Source organism: Bacillus cereus group sp. N8 (assembly GCF_016483685.1).
Taxonomy (GTDB): Bacteria; Bacillota; Bacilli; order Bacillales; family Bacillaceae_G; genus Bacillus_A; species Bacillus_A proteolyticus.
Window position 1 is genome coordinate 1 of sequence record NZ_JAEHBK010000060.1, and the last position, 14,816, is coordinate 14,816.

Sequence of the window (14,816 nt, forward strand, 5' to 3'; positions counted from 1 at the left end):
CTAAAAATAAAAATTGACGTTTCACGTTGTTTGTTTCGTTTAGTTTTCAAAGTTCAACATCGCGTTTCAGCGACTTTTATAATTTAACATTTCGAGTTAAATCTGTCAACAACTTTTTTCTTTCGTTCCTGACGACGCTTATTAATTTATCATATTAATGATTAATAAGTCAACGCTTTTTTAAAAAATGCCAAAATAATTTTATCTTGGCATTATATATAGCTTAATAATCACCAATGCAGCAACACCCGGAACCCCTAATAAACTCGATACAGTAGCTGTTCCTATATTAATCGGAATATGAAAATCAAAATATGAACCTGCTACATTCACTCCGAATAATAACGCTATACCTAAAGTAACATGAAAGAGGGCTTTTCCTATAAAACGTATTGGTTTGGATGAAACACCAAAAACAAGAAAAATAAAAACTAAAGAAAGAATACCAACAATAATAATTGTAGAATTCATTTTTTCCTCCTTATGAATGACCTATACATATTTATTTGTATGGGACAAGACAATAAAAAAGAACATATAAGCATAACTCCTATCACTTCATCTCCCTAAAATAGATCCTACGCATACCGACTATCAACTAATTCCACCCCTCCTTTCAATTAACGCTGTACTACCGTCAACAAACTTGAAGATAAAAAGTAAAAAGGTCCTGCTTCAATAAGCAGGACCTTTTTACCATTGTTCCATCTTCACAGGACGACGCTTCGCTTCTTTTAACAAGAAGAAATATTTCGCCTCTGCTATTTTCAAAGAACAAAGTACATCTGGAGATGGTTCTACACTTTGTTCAACCATTCTCTTCTGTCGTAACCATTCATTCTTTACTTTTTCCAATAGTACAATTAACTTATCATCGTACTCTTTACGCAATTTACCCTTTTTTTGAAAGAACATTTTTGTTTCTCCCCTTATACTTCTCTGCGGCCTTCTAGCGCTTTCGACAGTGTCACTTCATCTGCATATTCTAGATCTCCACCAACCGGTAGACCGTGTGCAATACGAGTTACTTTAATACCTGTAGGCTTTAAGAGGCGGGATATATACATCGCTGTAGCTTCCCCTTCAATATTAGGGTTTGTTGCTAATATCACTTCTTGTACCGTTTCATCTTGCAGTCGCTTTAAGAGTTGTGGGATATTAATGTCTTCCGGTCCAATTCCCTCCATTGGAGAAATCGCACCACGTAACACATGATATACGCCTTGATACTCTTTCATTTTTTCCATGGCAATTACATCTTTCGGCTCTTGTACTACACAAACAACCGATTGATCTCTATGCGAATCGTCACAAATATAACAAGGATCGCGGTCAGTGATATGCCCACATACAGAACAATACGCTAAATCTCGCTTCGCATTCACAAGTGCTTTCGCAAAACCTAACACATCATCTTCTTTCATATCTAATACGAAGAACGCCAGTCGAACCGCTGTTTTCGGTCCGATTCCTGGCAATTTCATAAAACTATCAATTAATTTCGATATCGGTTCTGGATAATGCATATATCAATATCCCCCTAGAACATTCCACCTGGTAAGTTTAAGCCTTTTGTAAATTTACCCATTGTAGAATTTGAAAGTTCGTCAGCTTTTTTAAGCGCATCGTTCGTTGCAGCTAATACTAAGTCTTGTAACATTTCGATATCTTCTGGATCTACAACTTCTTCTTTAATTTTCACTTCAAGAACTTGCTTATGACCATTTGCAATAACAGTAATCATTCCGCCACCAGCTGTACCTTCAACTGTTTTTTCACCAAGCTCTTCTTGCGCCTTTGCCATGTCCTTTTGCATCTTTTGCATTTGTTTCATCATGTTATTCATATTTCCCATTCCGCCACGCATCATAATTAATTCCTCCTAATTATTATTACTCTTTTATTTCGATAAGTTCTTGCCCTACTAATTTTACAGCTTCTTCTATAAGAGGGTCTTCTTTTTGTTCTGGGCTTTCTTCAGAATCCCCGCCTTCGCGTTGTAAAAAGTCTTCGCGAATTTTACCCCATTCACTTTTTGGGATAGCAATCATGTTTAACCTTTTACTTAGCAATTCAAAAAGAGTCTGTTCCAATGTATCCATCGCTTCTCGATTTTCACTTGCCATTTTACAATGGATTTCATATTGAAATGCTAACACATAAGTATCATCTGAAGCTGCTACCGGCTCACTATTTTCTAATAAAACAGCAAACGCTACTTTGTTATATGACTTGAGTCGTCCTAACAACTCACCCCATACAGCTTTTAACTGTTCTAAGTCTTGACGCTTTGCTTGCTTTAATACTTCATTCACGCGTCCGACAGGAATTTTCATACTTCCTGTTCGTACTGGTTTTGGTGTCGCACGCGTCTCTCTTACTTCCTGCTGTACACCAGCTGGCACACCATTCTTTTTAACTTGCTCTAACTCTTTCTCCAATTGCTGCATCCTGTTCATAATTGCTTGCAAACGATCTGTACCATTTGCCTGCATCATAAACTGTTGACACAATTGCACCATAACAACTTCTAAGAAAATCCGTGGATGGTTTGTCCACTTCATCTCCTGTTGTCCCTTACTAAGGGTATGAATAATTTCATAGATTACTTCCGGTTGCATTTCTTCACTTAATGTACGGAATTGATCATCTACAATTACCCTTTCCAACATATGTTCTAATTGTGGTGAAGTTTGATATAAAAGCATATCACGATAGTAGTAAATGAAATCCTCCATAAAGCGAACTGGATCTTTCCCCTTACTCATCATTTCATCTATAATACGTAATGCTCTTGATACATCATTTTCACGTATACATTCTACTAAGTTACCTAAGTATTGTTGAGAAACAGAACCCGTTACAGCTAAAACATCTTCACTCGTCACAGTCTCATCACTATAAGAAATCGCTTGGTCAATCAAACTTAATGCATCACGCATACCACCTTCAGCGGCACGTGCGACGATTTGTAACGCTTCATCTTCTACTTGTGTACCTTCATTTGTCACAACCGTAGATAATCTCTCAACGATATCATTTACTGATATTTTTCGAAATTCAAAGCGTTGACAACGTGAAATGATTGTCGGTGGAATCTTATGCGGCTCTGTTGTCGCCAAAATAAAGATAACATGTCCTGGCGGCTCCTCTAACGTTTTTAAAAGCGCGTTAAAGGCACCCATAGAAAGCATGTGGACTTCATCAATAATGTATACTTTATATTTCACAGCACTTGGAGCATATTTTACTTTATCTCTTATATCTCGAATTTCATCTACACCGTTATTTGAAGCCGCATCAATTTCTAATACATCTGAAATAGATCCTTGTGTAATTCCTAAACAAGAAGGACATTCATTACAAGGTTCAGCTACCGGAGCATGTTCACAGTTAATTGCTTTTGCAAATACTTTTGCAATTGTCGTTTTCCCTGTTCCCCTTGGACCAGAAAATACATAAGCATGTGAAACTTTCTCTTGAAGAAGGGCATTTTGCAACGTTTTTGTCACGTGCTTTTGACCGACTACATCTCCAAACTTTTGCGGTCTCCATGTTCGGTATAACGCTTGGTATGACACGAAAATACGGCCTCCCTCAAAGGTTATTATCTCATTTATTATAACCCATTCTGTTTATAGATTCCAAAAGTTATTTTCTATACAAAAAACCCACCTTAGTATTAAGGTGAGTTTTGTATACATATATAACTGCCGTGCACCTTCTGTCGATTACGTACCATAAGCGTTACTCAAGCAGTTAGCTCGGTTCAGGCACTCCTGCGGCACACGAGAAGACCCGCTTATTGCTGCTTCCTTCCGGACCTGACAAGGTTCACGGGGTCCCGTTGCGCAGGACCCAAACGTCAACACCACTTACTTAAGGCAGACCTTACAGCAACATAACCTCGAGAAGGGATTCGGCCTCGCTAGAGCGGATTGCGAGTATAGGGCACCGCTACCTCCCCGCTTAGCACGGCAAAGTTAAAACCAATATTCGGTTGCCTTCATTAAAGGCATTATCAGTATAACTTGTTTTTTTACAAAATGCAAATACGTTAGTTCGTATTACTTTTCTCTAATTTTTTCGCTTCTTTTCTTTTCTTACGAAGCTCTCTAAAAAAATTCGTTAACAACGTACCACATTCTTCTTCTAGTACACCAGCCACCACTTCGCATTGATGATTAAAACGCTCATCGGTTAAAAGATTCATTAATGTACCTGCACATCCACCTTTCGGATCGCTCGCACCATATACAACCCTTTTTACGCGTGATAATACAATTCCACCTGCACACATTGGACAAGGTTCTAATGTTACATATAACGTTGCATCTTCTAAGCGCCATGTCCCTAATTTTTTGCATGCCTCATCAATAGCTAACAACTCAGCGTGAGCTATTGATCTTTGCTCAGTTTCCCTTAAATTATGAGCAACACTAATTACTTCACCATCTAACACTATAACTGCACCAATTGGTACTTCTTGTATTGCCTCTGCTTTTTTAGCCTCTTCTATTGCTAACTGCATAAAATAAATATCTTGATCGCGTTCCATACCATAGTCCTTTCATTACAAATAAAGTACACTTATTTCCATTTACTACACATGGGATAACTTTCACAAATTCAATCCACCCTAAGAAAAAAAGAGAGGGGATTACATATGAAGAATACCGCCTTACTCATTATCGATATGATTAATGACTTTCAATTTTCACACGGTCCCACCCTAGCCAAAAAATGCGAAATTATAACAAATCCTATTTTACAATTAAAGAAAACAATGAAATCCTTTGGCTACCCCATAATTTATATTAATGACCATTATCAACTTTGGAGATCTGATATTGACCAACTGATTACTCATTGTACAAATGAGTATAGTGAAAATATCATTCATAAGATTGCTCCAGATTCTGATGATTACATTTTTATTAAACCACATTACTCTGCTTTTTATGAAACACCTTTAAATTCTTTATTAGGCTATTTAAAAATAGAAAATCTAATATTAACAGGAGTCGCTGGGAATATATGTATCCTCTTTACAGCTAACGATGCTCATATGAGAAATTATACACTGTATGTACCACAGGACTGTATTGCCTCTAATCACGATCAGGATAACCTGCATGCTTTAAAAATAATGGAAGCCACATTAAAAGCAAATATAGTACCGTCATCTCAAATAAAAATTAATTAATACATATATCTATTTTCTAACTTTTTATATCAAATTAACCCGCTCGCTTCCCTCTTGTGCTACAATAATTCTGTTTTGTGTTTTTAGTAGTCACGGTAAATCACTGATTGAAAGGAGGAAACAGCGTGACCGGAGTACCATTTATCACGGTTGAAGGACCAATTGGTGTTGGAAAAACTTCACTTGCGAAGGAAATTTCAACTCACATGCAACTCCACTTACTAAAAGAGATTGTTGATGAAAATCCTTTTTTAGGAAAATTCTACGAAGACATCGACGAATGGAGTTTTCAAACAGAGATGTTCTTTCTTTGTAATAGATACAAACAACTAGAGGATATTAACATAAAGTATTTGGATCAAAGGAAGCCTGTAGTAGCAGATTATCATATATTCAAAAATTTAATTTTTGCATCCCGTACATTAAAAGATTCTCAATATGACAAGTACATGCAAATTTATCGTATCCTTACTCAAGATATGCCTGTACCAAATGTCATCGTTTATTTAACAGCGAGCCTAGAAACATTACAAAAACGAATTGCGCTGCGCGGAAGAGAATTCGAAAAAAATATGGATCCAAATTATTTGCTACAGCTTACAAAAGATTACGAGACAGCAATGGATGCTTTCAAAAAGGACCATCCAGATATTCCAGTATTGAAGTTTAACGGAGACGATATGGATTTTATAAGAAATCCTGATGATTTAAATGTCATCTTATCCACTCTTCAAAATACTCTCTTGAAGGAGTCGAAATAATAATGAATTTAAGGCAAAAATATGATATACCAAATGATGCAGTTATCACTATTGCTGGAACAGTAGGTGTCGGTAAATCAACTATGACAACTGCATTAGCTAACGCTTTAGGTTATCGTACATCTTTCGAAAAAGTAGATTCCAATCCATATTTGGACAAGTTCTATGCTGATTTCACACGCTGGAGCTTTCACTTACAAGTATATTTTTTAGCAGAACGATTTAAAGAACAAAAAAGAATTTTTGAATATGGTGGCGGTTTTGTCCAAGACCGTTCTATTTATGAGGACACTGGTATTTTTGCAAAAATGCATCACGAAAAGGGTACAATGACAGAAACTGATTATGAAACATACAAAGGTTTATTTGATGCTATGGTCATGACTCCTTACTTCCCACATCCAGACTTATTAATTTATTTAGAAGGTTCTTTCGATGATATTGTCGACCGTATCCAAGAACGAGGACGTCCAATGGAACAACAAACACCAATTGAGTATTGGAAAGAGATGCATGGACGTTACGAAAATTGGATTAATGACTTTAATTCATGCCCTGTTTTACGACTAAATATTAATGAATACGATATTTTAAAAGATGGCGATTCAATCGAACCAATCATTAAAAAAATTGGCCATTTTTTAAAACAAACACGTAAACTTGTAAAATAAAAAACCCGTGCATATGCACGGGTTTTCCTATTAAATTACTTCTTCTTTGTTGGAGCAATAATTTCACTCTCAGGTTTTCCAGCGTTAATACGCTGACGAACAGTACTGGTACTAATATCATATGTTTCAGCAATCTCTTTAACAGTCATTTCTTTCCCGTTAATTACTGCTGTTAATACTTTACCTGTACGTTTTGGAGCTGCTTCTTTCTTTACAGCTGGTTTTTCAACCTTTTTTGGTACCTCTACTTTACTCGCAACTTGTTTTACATCACAAGTACAACCACAAAGTTTACGGAATGTATCATCGCTTATAATGCGTGACACGTTTGCACCACTGTTTAAAATTCTATTGTTCTTACAGACAGGACATTGTACATAATATAAAGTTTTTCCATCTAAAGGAAACGTTTGTATAATAAGATCCATGTTGACTCCTTTCATATCTATGAAGATAATCATCGGAATATGAGTGTGTAATAAGGACAAAATCGCCTTACACCATACTTTATGATTGGTTTTAAAATAAAAACTCGTTACGTGTTGGTAACGAGTTCTCCAATCTCCACTTATATGCGCTGTTGTCAATTATATCTGGAGGAGGTAGAGGGATTCGAACCCCCGCGCGACTCTCGCCGCCTGTCGGTTTTCAAGACCGATCCCTTCAGCCAGACTTGGGTATACCTCCATATTGACATCAAATATAATATCAAAAGAAAAACAGTTAGTCAACCCTACTAAAATAAATTATGAGGAAAGGAAAATTTTACTTTCCCTCTCCTACATTATAGTAATGACAACGCTCATAATTACCAATCACTCATACCGATGAATGTTTAAATTTACTTAATAACTGTTTTTCCTCCCATATAAGGGCGAAGAACTTCTGGAATTATAATTGTACCATCTTCTTGCTGGTAGTTCTCTAAAATAGCTGCAACCGTACGTCCAATTGCAAGACCAGATCCGTTTAATGTATGAACATGTTCTGGTTTTCCGTTTGGCTCGCGACGGAAACGGATATTTGCACGTCTCGCTTGGAAAGCCTCGAAATTACTACAAGAAGAAATTTCACGATATGTGCCATAGCTTGGAATCCATACTTCAATATCGTATTTCTTCGCTGCTGTAAAGCCTAAATCTCCTGTACACATGCTCATAACGCGATATGGCAACTCTAATAATTGTAACACGCGCTCTGCATCATTTGTTAATTTTTCTAACTCTTCGTAAGAATCTTCTGGTTTCACGAACTTTACAAGCTCAACTTTATTAAATTGATGTTGGCGAATTAAACCACGTGTATCGCGACCCGCAGAACCTGCTTCAGAACGGAAGCAAGAGCTAAATGCAGCATATCGTATCGGTAATTGCTCTTTACTTAAAATCTCATCACGATGCATATTCGTTACAGGTACTTCAGCTGTAGGGATTAAGAAATAATCTTCGCTTTCAATACGGAATGCATCTTCTTCAAACTTTGGAAGTTGCCCTGTTCCTGTCATACTTGCACGGTTTACCATATAAGGAGGTAATACTTCCTCATATCCATGCTCGTCAGTATGAAGATCAAGCATGAAACTAATTAAAGCACGTTCTAGTCTTGCACCCGCACCTTTGTAAAATACAAAGCGACTTCCTGTTACTTTCCCAGCACGTTCAAAATCTAAAATCCCTAAATCTGTAGCAAGATCCCAATGTGGTTTTGGTTCAAAAGTAAATTCTTTCACTTCTCCCCAATCACGCGCTACTACGTTATCATCTTCTGTTTCACCTACTGGAGCAGATTCATGAGGGATATTTGGGATAGATAGCATTAATCGCTCTAAATCTTCTTCAACTGTACGAAGCTCATTATCAAGATCTTTTACTTTTTCCCCAACTTCACGCATTTCTAGAATTAGAGCTTCCGCATCTTTCTTTTCACGCTTTAATACTGAAATTTGTTGAGATACTTCGTTACGTTTACTTTTTAGTTCTTCTGTTTGAACAAGTAGCTCTCTTCTTCTCGTATCAAGTTCCTCAAAGCGACCAAAATCTGTTAAATCTTCGCCTCTATGCTGTAATTTTGCTTTTACTTCTTCAAAATTCGTACGTAAAAATTTAATATCAAGCATTATATACTCCTCCTTTTATTTTATAAAACACAAAAAACTCCCGTCCCTATACAAAGGGACGGGAGTTAACCCGCGTTGCCACCCTAGTTGAAAGCACTACCGCTTTCCTCTCAAGTAGAAATAACGGCTCTTCACCGGGAATGCTTACTAATCCAAAGATATTCCACATTCCATTCCAGGATGGATTCACAAACTGTTTCTATCGATTTCCACCAACCATCGACTCTCTATAAGAAACAACATCTGTTACTACTTCCTATCAACACGCTTATTTTATAAAATTGTTACCATCAATTTACTATAATCTTATACAAGTTGCAAGTTACTTATACAACTTTTTCATTTTCGCCTCTTTTATCATTTCGACAAAGTATGCTGTTACACGATGATCGTCCGTTAATTCTGGATGGAAAGAAGCAGCTAAAAACTGATTTTGTCTTACCGCTACCATTCGATCGCCATGCGTAGAAAGTACCTCCACATCATCAGCTACATTTACAACATACGGAGCACGGATAAATACACCAACAAAGTCTTCCCCCACACCTTTCATTGAAAGCGCGGCTTCAAAGCTATCTTTTTGACGTCCGAACGCATTGCGCTCGACTGTAATATCCATAGCACCAATATGTGCTTCTTCATAGCCAATCAGTGTTTTCGCAAGAAGAATCATTCCTGCACATGTACCAAACATTGGTTTACCAGACTTCGCAAATGTACGAAGAGGCTCCATGAAAGCATACTTATCAATAAGACGGCGCATTGTTGTACTTTCACCGCCTGGTAAAATAAGACCATCAATCTCTTCAAGTTGTTCTATACGCTTTACAACCACAGCTTCTGCACCACTTGCTTCAACTGATTTTACATGCTCACGAACTGCACCTTGAAGACCTAGTACACCGATTTTCACCATTTTAAAGAATCTCCTTTAATTACCATCCACGCTCTTGCATGCGTTGTTCTGGTAATAACGTTGAAATTTCGATACCCTTCATTGCATTACCTAATCCTTTAGAAAGGCTTGCAATTAGTTCATAATCTTCATAATGAGTCGTTGCTTCAACGATTGCACGTGCAAATTTCTCTGGGTTCTCTGATTTGAAGATACCAGATCCAACGAATACACCATCAGCACCAAGTTGCATCATTAACGCTGCATCTGCTGGTGTTGCTACACCACCTGCTGCAAAGTTTACAACTGGTAAGCGACCAAGGCGTTTAATTTCAAGTAGTACTTCATAAGGAGCACCAGTATTTTTTGCATATGTCATTAACTCATCTTCACGTAGACTTGCAACTTGACGGATTTCTGCATTGACTTGGCGCATATGACGCACTGCCTCTACAATGTTTCCTGTTCCTGGTTCGCCTTTTGTACGAAGCATAGATGCACCTTCTGCAATACGACGTGCAGCTTCTCCGATATCACGGCAACCACATACAAACGGAACTGTGTAATCACGTTTATTTAAATGGTATACTTCATCAGCAGGAGTTAATACTTCACTCTCATCGATATAGTCTACCCCTAATGATTCTAATACACGTGCTTCTACAAGGTGACCGATACGGCATTTTGCCATAACCGGAATTGACACAGCACCCATAACTTCTTCAACAATTGTTGGATCTGCCATACGAGAAACGCCACCTGCTGCACGAATATCTGCAGGTACACGCTCTAATGCCATAACAGCAACTGCGCCTGCCTCTTCTGCAATCCTTGCTTGCTCAGCGTTAATTACGTCCATAATAACGCCGCCTTTTTGCATTTCTGCCATTCCACGTTTTACACGTTCTGTCCCTGTTACATTTGTCATGTACAAAAACCCCCCTAGGTGAATTGCTTTCCCCGTTAAAGAAGAAAATTAAGAATACTCTTACATTCTACCACTAACTATCTGATGCTTGTCCACTACTTTTTCATAAAGTCGGTATGAAAAATAGGAATAAGAAAAAGCTCCTACAATGAGGAGCTTTTAAAACCAACCTTTTACTGTATCAACAGCACTATTCCACATACCACCAAAGAAAGAACCAATTCCGCGCATAGAACGTGTAAACCAACCTGCTTCTTCTACTTCAGATTTTGTTACAAGGTCAACTTGCAATGATTTTCCTGATAAAAATCCAGGATCATTACCATCTTTCGGCGTTATTACCATTTGGCCAAGTGAACTTCCCTTTTTAATAGGTGCTTCTTGTCCCTTATTTCCTTCTTTAAATTCTGTTTTATAAACATCTTTACTTCCTTTTGGCACTGGAAGTGAAACAGCTTGTCTCGTTTGAACTGCTACATCTTTATCTTTCGCATTTTCTACTCTTACTGTTTCTTTTCCTTTGACCGAAGAACCTTTTTCATACATTTTCTTTATTTCAAAATTAGCAAATCCATAATCATATAATTTCTTTGTCTCATCAAATCTTGCTGTATGAGAGTTTGTTTTAATAACTACAGAAATGAAACGCATACCATTTTTTTCAATTGTACCAGTGAAACAATCTCCTGCTTCTGGAGTTGATCCTGTTTTCAGGCCATCTACGCCTTCATATTCCTTAATTAGCCCTTTTAACATCCAGTTCCAGTTAGACATTTCGATTCGATCCGGAGTACCTTCACGGAATACTTTTTTTGAAATTTTTGCTATGTCTAATGTTTTAGGGAAATCTTGAATAAGACGTTGTGCTAAAATTGCTACATCTCTCGCAGACATTTTATTTTCTTCATCTGGAGTTGTCCCTTCAGGATGGTGTCCCTTTAAATCTTTGTTCGTTAAGCCTGTAGAATTTACAAACTTATAATTTTTTAATCCAAACTCTTTTGATTTATCATTCATCATTTTTACAAATTCTACTTCTTTTCCAGCAACCGCTTCAGCTAGCGCTATTGTTGCACCATTAGCAGAATAAATGGCCATTGCTTCGTATAACTCTTTTACTGTATAAGACTCACCGTTTCGTAGAGGCACATTCGATAATGAACGATCTTGCGAAATGTTATACGCATATTCAGAAACCTTAACTTTCTGATCCCATTTTAGTTTCCCTTTCGCAACTGCCTCGTTCACTAGGTATTCACTCATCATTTTTGTCATACTAGCAATTGATAATAACTCATCTGCATTTTTTTGATATAAAATTTTCCCAGAATTCGCTTCTACTAAAATTGCCGCACCTGCTTCAATGTTTAAAGCGGCTCCTGTTTCTGCTGATGCATTGCTATATGGCACAAGCATGCTACAAGCTATTGTAAGCACTGTTACCAACGCAATGAATCTTTTGCAAAACATACCTTTCACTTTTGCTACCCCCAATATCTATGTACTCACATAACCGTTATTCTAACATAATCAAAAAAAAATAGACAGAGATATCAAATCTCCGTCTATTTACATATAAGACATTATAATGAGTAGTTTGGAGCCTCTTTTGTAATCTGCACATGGTGAGGATGGCTTTCACGTAAACCAGCACCCGACATACGAATAAATTGCGCATTCTCACGTAAGAATTCTAAATCTTGTGCTCCGCAGTATCCCATACCTGCACGTAATCCACCAACTAATTGATGAACTGTATCTGCTAAAGGTCCTTTATATGGTACTCGTCCTTCAATACCTTCTGGAACAAGTTTTTTGTTTCCTTCTTGGAAGTAACGATCTTTACTTCCTTTTTCCATTGCTCCAACAGAACCCATTCCACGGTATACTTTAAATTGACGACCTTGGTAAATTTCAGTTTCTCCAGGGCTTTCAGCTACACCGGCAAACATACTACCTAACATAACAACGTGTGCTCCTGCCGCTAAAGCTTTAACCATATCACCAGAGTACTTAACACCGCCATCTGCAATAACTGGAATGCCGTGTTTACGAGCTTCAGTCGCACAATCATAAACTGCTGTTAATTGTGGTACACCAACGCCAGCTACAACGCGTGTTGTACAAATAGAACCTGGTCCAATACCAACTTTAACAACGTTTGCACCAGCTTCAATTAATGCTTTTGTTGCTTCAGCTGTAGCAACATTTCCAGCGATAATGTTTAATGATGGATATTTTGCACGAACTTCTTTTACTTTTTCAATAACGCCGTGAGAGTGTCCATGAGCTGTATCAAGTACAATTGCATCTACGCTTGCTTTTACTAATGCGTCAATACGAAGCATGGCATCCGCCGTTACACCAACTGCCGCTCCAACTAATAAGCGTCCTTGCTTATCTTTTGCAGAGTTTGGAAATTCAATTACTTTTTCAATATCTTTTATTGTAATAAGCCCTTGTAATACACCGTTATTATCAACAAGAGGGAGCTTTTCAATTTTATACTTTTGTAGGATCTTTTCAGCTTCTTCCAGTGTAGTACCAACTGGAGCTGTAATTAACTGTTCTTTTGTCATTACGTCAGAAATTTTGATTGAGTAGTCTTGGATGAAACGCATATCACGGTTTGTAATAATACCGACTAATTTTCGCTCATCTAAATTATTTACAACTGGCACACCTGAGATACGATATTTTCCCATAAGGTGTTCTGCATCGTATACTTGATGTTCTGGAGTTAAAAAGAAAGGATCTGAAATAACGCCGCTTTCAGAGCGTTTTACCTTATCAACCTGCTCTGCCTGTTGTTCAATAGACATATTCTTATGAATGATTCCTAAACCACCTTGGCGAGCCATTGCAATGGCCATATCAGCTTCTGTTACTGTATCCATGCCTGCACTAATTAACGGGATGTTTAGCTGTAAGCTTTCAGATAAAACTGTTTTAACACTTACTTCTCTTGGTAATATATCTGACCTTGCTGGTACAAGTAATACATCATCAAAAGTCAAACCTTCTTTAACAAATTTAGATTCCCACATAATTGTTCCCCCCATGATACCAGAAATTATTATTAGTAGCTTATCAATTGGTTAAAATACTGTCAAGGACGTATATATATGTTAGAATTTTTAGACAATAAAAGGAGCGTAATATATGCATCATACATCTTGTGCTTGGCAACAATTAAGTTTCTTCTTTTCATCTCAAAATGTACAACATTATCTTGCCCGTTGTTATGAAAAATCCTCGATTCAAGATGCCGAAAAAAAAAGTTTTGAAAATTGTTATCCGTTTATTTATTACTTAGAACACGGTAAAAATTATTATGAATTATATAAGACAGCTCCATTTTCCATTCAGCCAATGTTGTTATTTTATGGAATGGGTCAACTTTTTAAAGCCTGTTTATTAACCGTTAATCCAAACTATCCCGAATCAACAACTGTTTTAGCACACGGGGTGACGACCCGTAAGCGAAAAAAACAGGGATATCAATTTTTAGAAGATGAAGTGAAAATACAGAAAAATGGACTATTTACTCATGCCGCAGAACAACTGTTTCACATGAAACACTTGGAAACAGAAAAGTTTAACATGTTAGAGTTACTGGGGAAAATTCCTGAGTTACAACATTTATTTCGTTATAGTCAAAAAGGAACAACATTATATAAAATCAATTCAACAAATAAAAATGAGCTCTCCTTTCCAGTCAACATACTAGATCGATTACATATGACTAAAGAGAGATTTTCTCGTTATATTGAAACAACTTGTAAACACTTATCAATACAACACGTACCTGAAAAAAATGATGCATCGAATGTATTTTTTTCAGCGCCTATTCAATCATGGAATCCTATGTATAGTACTCCTTTATACTATGAACAGCTTTCTAATACTTATTATTTACCACTTACGACTGACCCTAGAAATCCTAAACCCGTATTACCCGAACTTCTCGTTCATTATTTATTGCTCTATAATTTAAGCATGATTTCTAGGTATGAAACGGATTGGTGGTATGACTTACTTGGAAGCTATGGCTCTGAAGACTACCCATTTATTTATCAATTTCTTAATATTTCTGCTCAAAAAATCCCTTACTATATTTCAGCGTTTTTACTAGCAGAACCGGGCCTATTTCATGGGAAATAAAAAAACACAAGTCAAAAGACTTGTGTTTTTAGTTGCTTGGCGACGTCCTACTCTCACAGGGACAAGGTCCCAACT

The 14,816-nt window shown here is 37.1% G+C and carries 16 protein-coding genes, 1 tRNA gene, 1 other RNA gene and 1 other annotated feature; of the genes, 4 read left to right on the forward strand and 14 right to left on the reverse strand.

The features are described from left to right. Positions 1–201: 201 nt before the first annotated feature. From JDS80_RS29185 to tadA, 7 genes are all read right to left on the reverse strand, one after another. Positions 202–471, reverse strand: a complete 270-nt coding sequence (locus JDS80_RS29185) for a pro-sigmaK processing inhibitor BofA family protein (RefSeq protein WP_001089266.1) — start codon at positions 469–471, stop codon at positions 202–204. A 222-nt stretch (positions 472–693) separates the two neighbouring features. Then, positions 694–915, reverse strand: coding sequence for a YaaL family protein (locus tag JDS80_RS29190; RefSeq protein ID WP_071744325.1), 222 nt, complete (start codon positions 913–915; stop codon positions 694–696). Between the two features lie 14 nt (positions 916–929). Next, positions 930–1,526 carry a recombination protein RecR gene (recR, locus tag JDS80_RS29195; RefSeq protein WP_000559165.1) on the reverse strand — a complete coding sequence of 199 codons (597 nt, stop codon included), beginning with the start codon at positions 1,524–1,526 and terminating at the stop codon, positions 930–932. Positions 1,527–1,540: 14 nt separating this feature from the next. Next, on the reverse strand, positions 1,541–1,867 hold the full coding sequence (locus JDS80_RS29200; RefSeq protein ID WP_170956690.1) for a YbaB/EbfC family nucleoid-associated protein: 327 nt from the start codon (positions 1,865–1,867) through the stop codon (positions 1,541–1,543). A gap of 25 nt (positions 1,868–1,892) precedes the next feature. Continuing rightward, on the reverse strand, positions 1,893–3,581 hold the full coding sequence (dnaX, locus tag JDS80_RS29205; RefSeq protein ID WP_071770408.1) for a DNA polymerase III subunit gamma/tau: 1,689 nt from the start codon (positions 3,579–3,581) through the stop codon (positions 1,893–1,895). A 132-nt stretch (positions 3,582–3,713) separates the two neighbouring features. Next, positions 3,714–3,978, reverse strand: an RNA gene (gene ffs, locus JDS80_RS29210) — signal recognition particle sRNA large type. A 79-nt stretch (positions 3,979–4,057) separates the two neighbouring features. After that, complete coding sequence (gene tadA / locus JDS80_RS29215) at positions 4,058–4,558, reverse strand: tRNA adenosine(34) deaminase TadA (RefSeq protein WP_199640665.1); 501 nt, start codon at positions 4,556–4,558, stop codon at positions 4,058–4,060. 108 nt (positions 4,559–4,666) lie between these two features. Here tadA and JDS80_RS29220 point away from each other — a divergent pair, with 108 nt between their 5' ends. From JDS80_RS29220 to JDS80_RS29230, 3 genes are all read left to right on the forward strand, one after another. Next, positions 4,667–5,206, forward strand: a complete 540-nt coding sequence (locus JDS80_RS29220; protein ID WP_071770409.1) for a cysteine hydrolase family protein — start codon at positions 4,667–4,669, stop codon at positions 5,204–5,206. Positions 5,207–5,331: 125 nt separating this feature from the next. Then, a complete protein-coding gene (locus JDS80_RS29225) occupies positions 5,332–5,967 on the forward strand; it encodes a deoxynucleoside kinase (protein WP_199640666.1) in 636 nt (211 codons plus the stop codon). A 2-nt stretch (positions 5,968–5,969) separates the two neighbouring features. Then, positions 5,970–6,638 carry a deoxynucleoside kinase gene (locus JDS80_RS29230; protein ID WP_001053582.1) on the forward strand — a complete coding sequence of 223 codons (669 nt, stop codon included), beginning with the start codon at positions 5,970–5,972 and terminating at the stop codon, positions 6,636–6,638. Positions 6,639–6,673: 35 nt separating this feature from the next. Here the strand turns inward: JDS80_RS29230 and JDS80_RS29235 are convergent, their stop codons facing one another. The 7 genes from JDS80_RS29235 to guaB all read right to left on the reverse strand — a co-directional run bounded on the left by JDS80_RS29235 (position 6,674) and on the right by guaB (position 13,624). Next, positions 6,674–7,066 carry a sigma factor-like helix-turn-helix DNA-binding protein gene (locus JDS80_RS29235; protein ID WP_000364207.1) on the reverse strand — a complete coding sequence of 131 codons (393 nt, stop codon included), beginning with the start codon at positions 7,064–7,066 and terminating at the stop codon, positions 6,674–6,676. A 166-nt stretch (positions 7,067–7,232) separates the two neighbouring features. Then, positions 7,233–7,325 (reverse strand) — tRNA-Ser (locus tag JDS80_RS29240). Positions 7,326–7,479: 154 nt separating this feature from the next. Next, positions 7,480–8,754: a serine--tRNA ligase gene (serS, locus tag JDS80_RS29245; RefSeq protein ID WP_071744332.1), complete on the reverse strand. Its 1,275-nt coding sequence runs from the start codon at positions 8,752–8,754 to the stop codon at positions 7,480–7,482. Between the two features lie 51 nt (positions 8,755–8,805). After that, positions 8,806–9,026 (reverse strand) — a binding site (T-box leader). A 50-nt stretch (positions 9,027–9,076) separates the two neighbouring features. Next, positions 9,077–9,670 (reverse strand): pyridoxal 5'-phosphate synthase glutaminase subunit PdxT, encoded by a 594-nt coding sequence (gene pdxT / locus JDS80_RS29250; protein WP_199640667.1) that lies wholly within the window; start codon positions 9,668–9,670, stop codon positions 9,077–9,079. Positions 9,671–9,689: 19 nt separating this feature from the next. Continuing rightward, on the reverse strand, positions 9,690–10,577 hold the full coding sequence (gene pdxS, locus JDS80_RS29255) for a pyridoxal 5'-phosphate synthase lyase subunit PdxS (protein ID WP_000186161.1): 888 nt from the start codon (positions 10,575–10,577) through the stop codon (positions 9,690–9,692). 159 nt (positions 10,578–10,736) lie between these two features. After that, on the reverse strand, positions 10,737–12,047 hold the full coding sequence (locus JDS80_RS29260) for a D-alanyl-D-alanine carboxypeptidase family protein (protein WP_199640668.1): 1,311 nt from the start codon (positions 12,045–12,047) through the stop codon (positions 10,737–10,739). 113 nt (positions 12,048–12,160) lie between these two features. After that, positions 12,161–13,624 carry an IMP dehydrogenase gene (guaB, locus tag JDS80_RS29265; RefSeq protein WP_000264087.1) on the reverse strand — a complete coding sequence of 488 codons (1,464 nt, stop codon included), beginning with the start codon at positions 13,622–13,624 and terminating at the stop codon, positions 12,161–12,163. A 115-nt stretch (positions 13,625–13,739) separates the two neighbouring features. Between guaB and JDS80_RS29270 the strand changes: the two genes are divergently transcribed. Next, complete coding sequence (locus tag JDS80_RS29270) at positions 13,740–14,741, forward strand: YaaC family protein (RefSeq protein WP_098890266.1); 1,002 nt, start codon at positions 13,740–13,742, stop codon at positions 14,739–14,741. Positions 14,742–14,816: the final 75 nt, after the last annotated feature.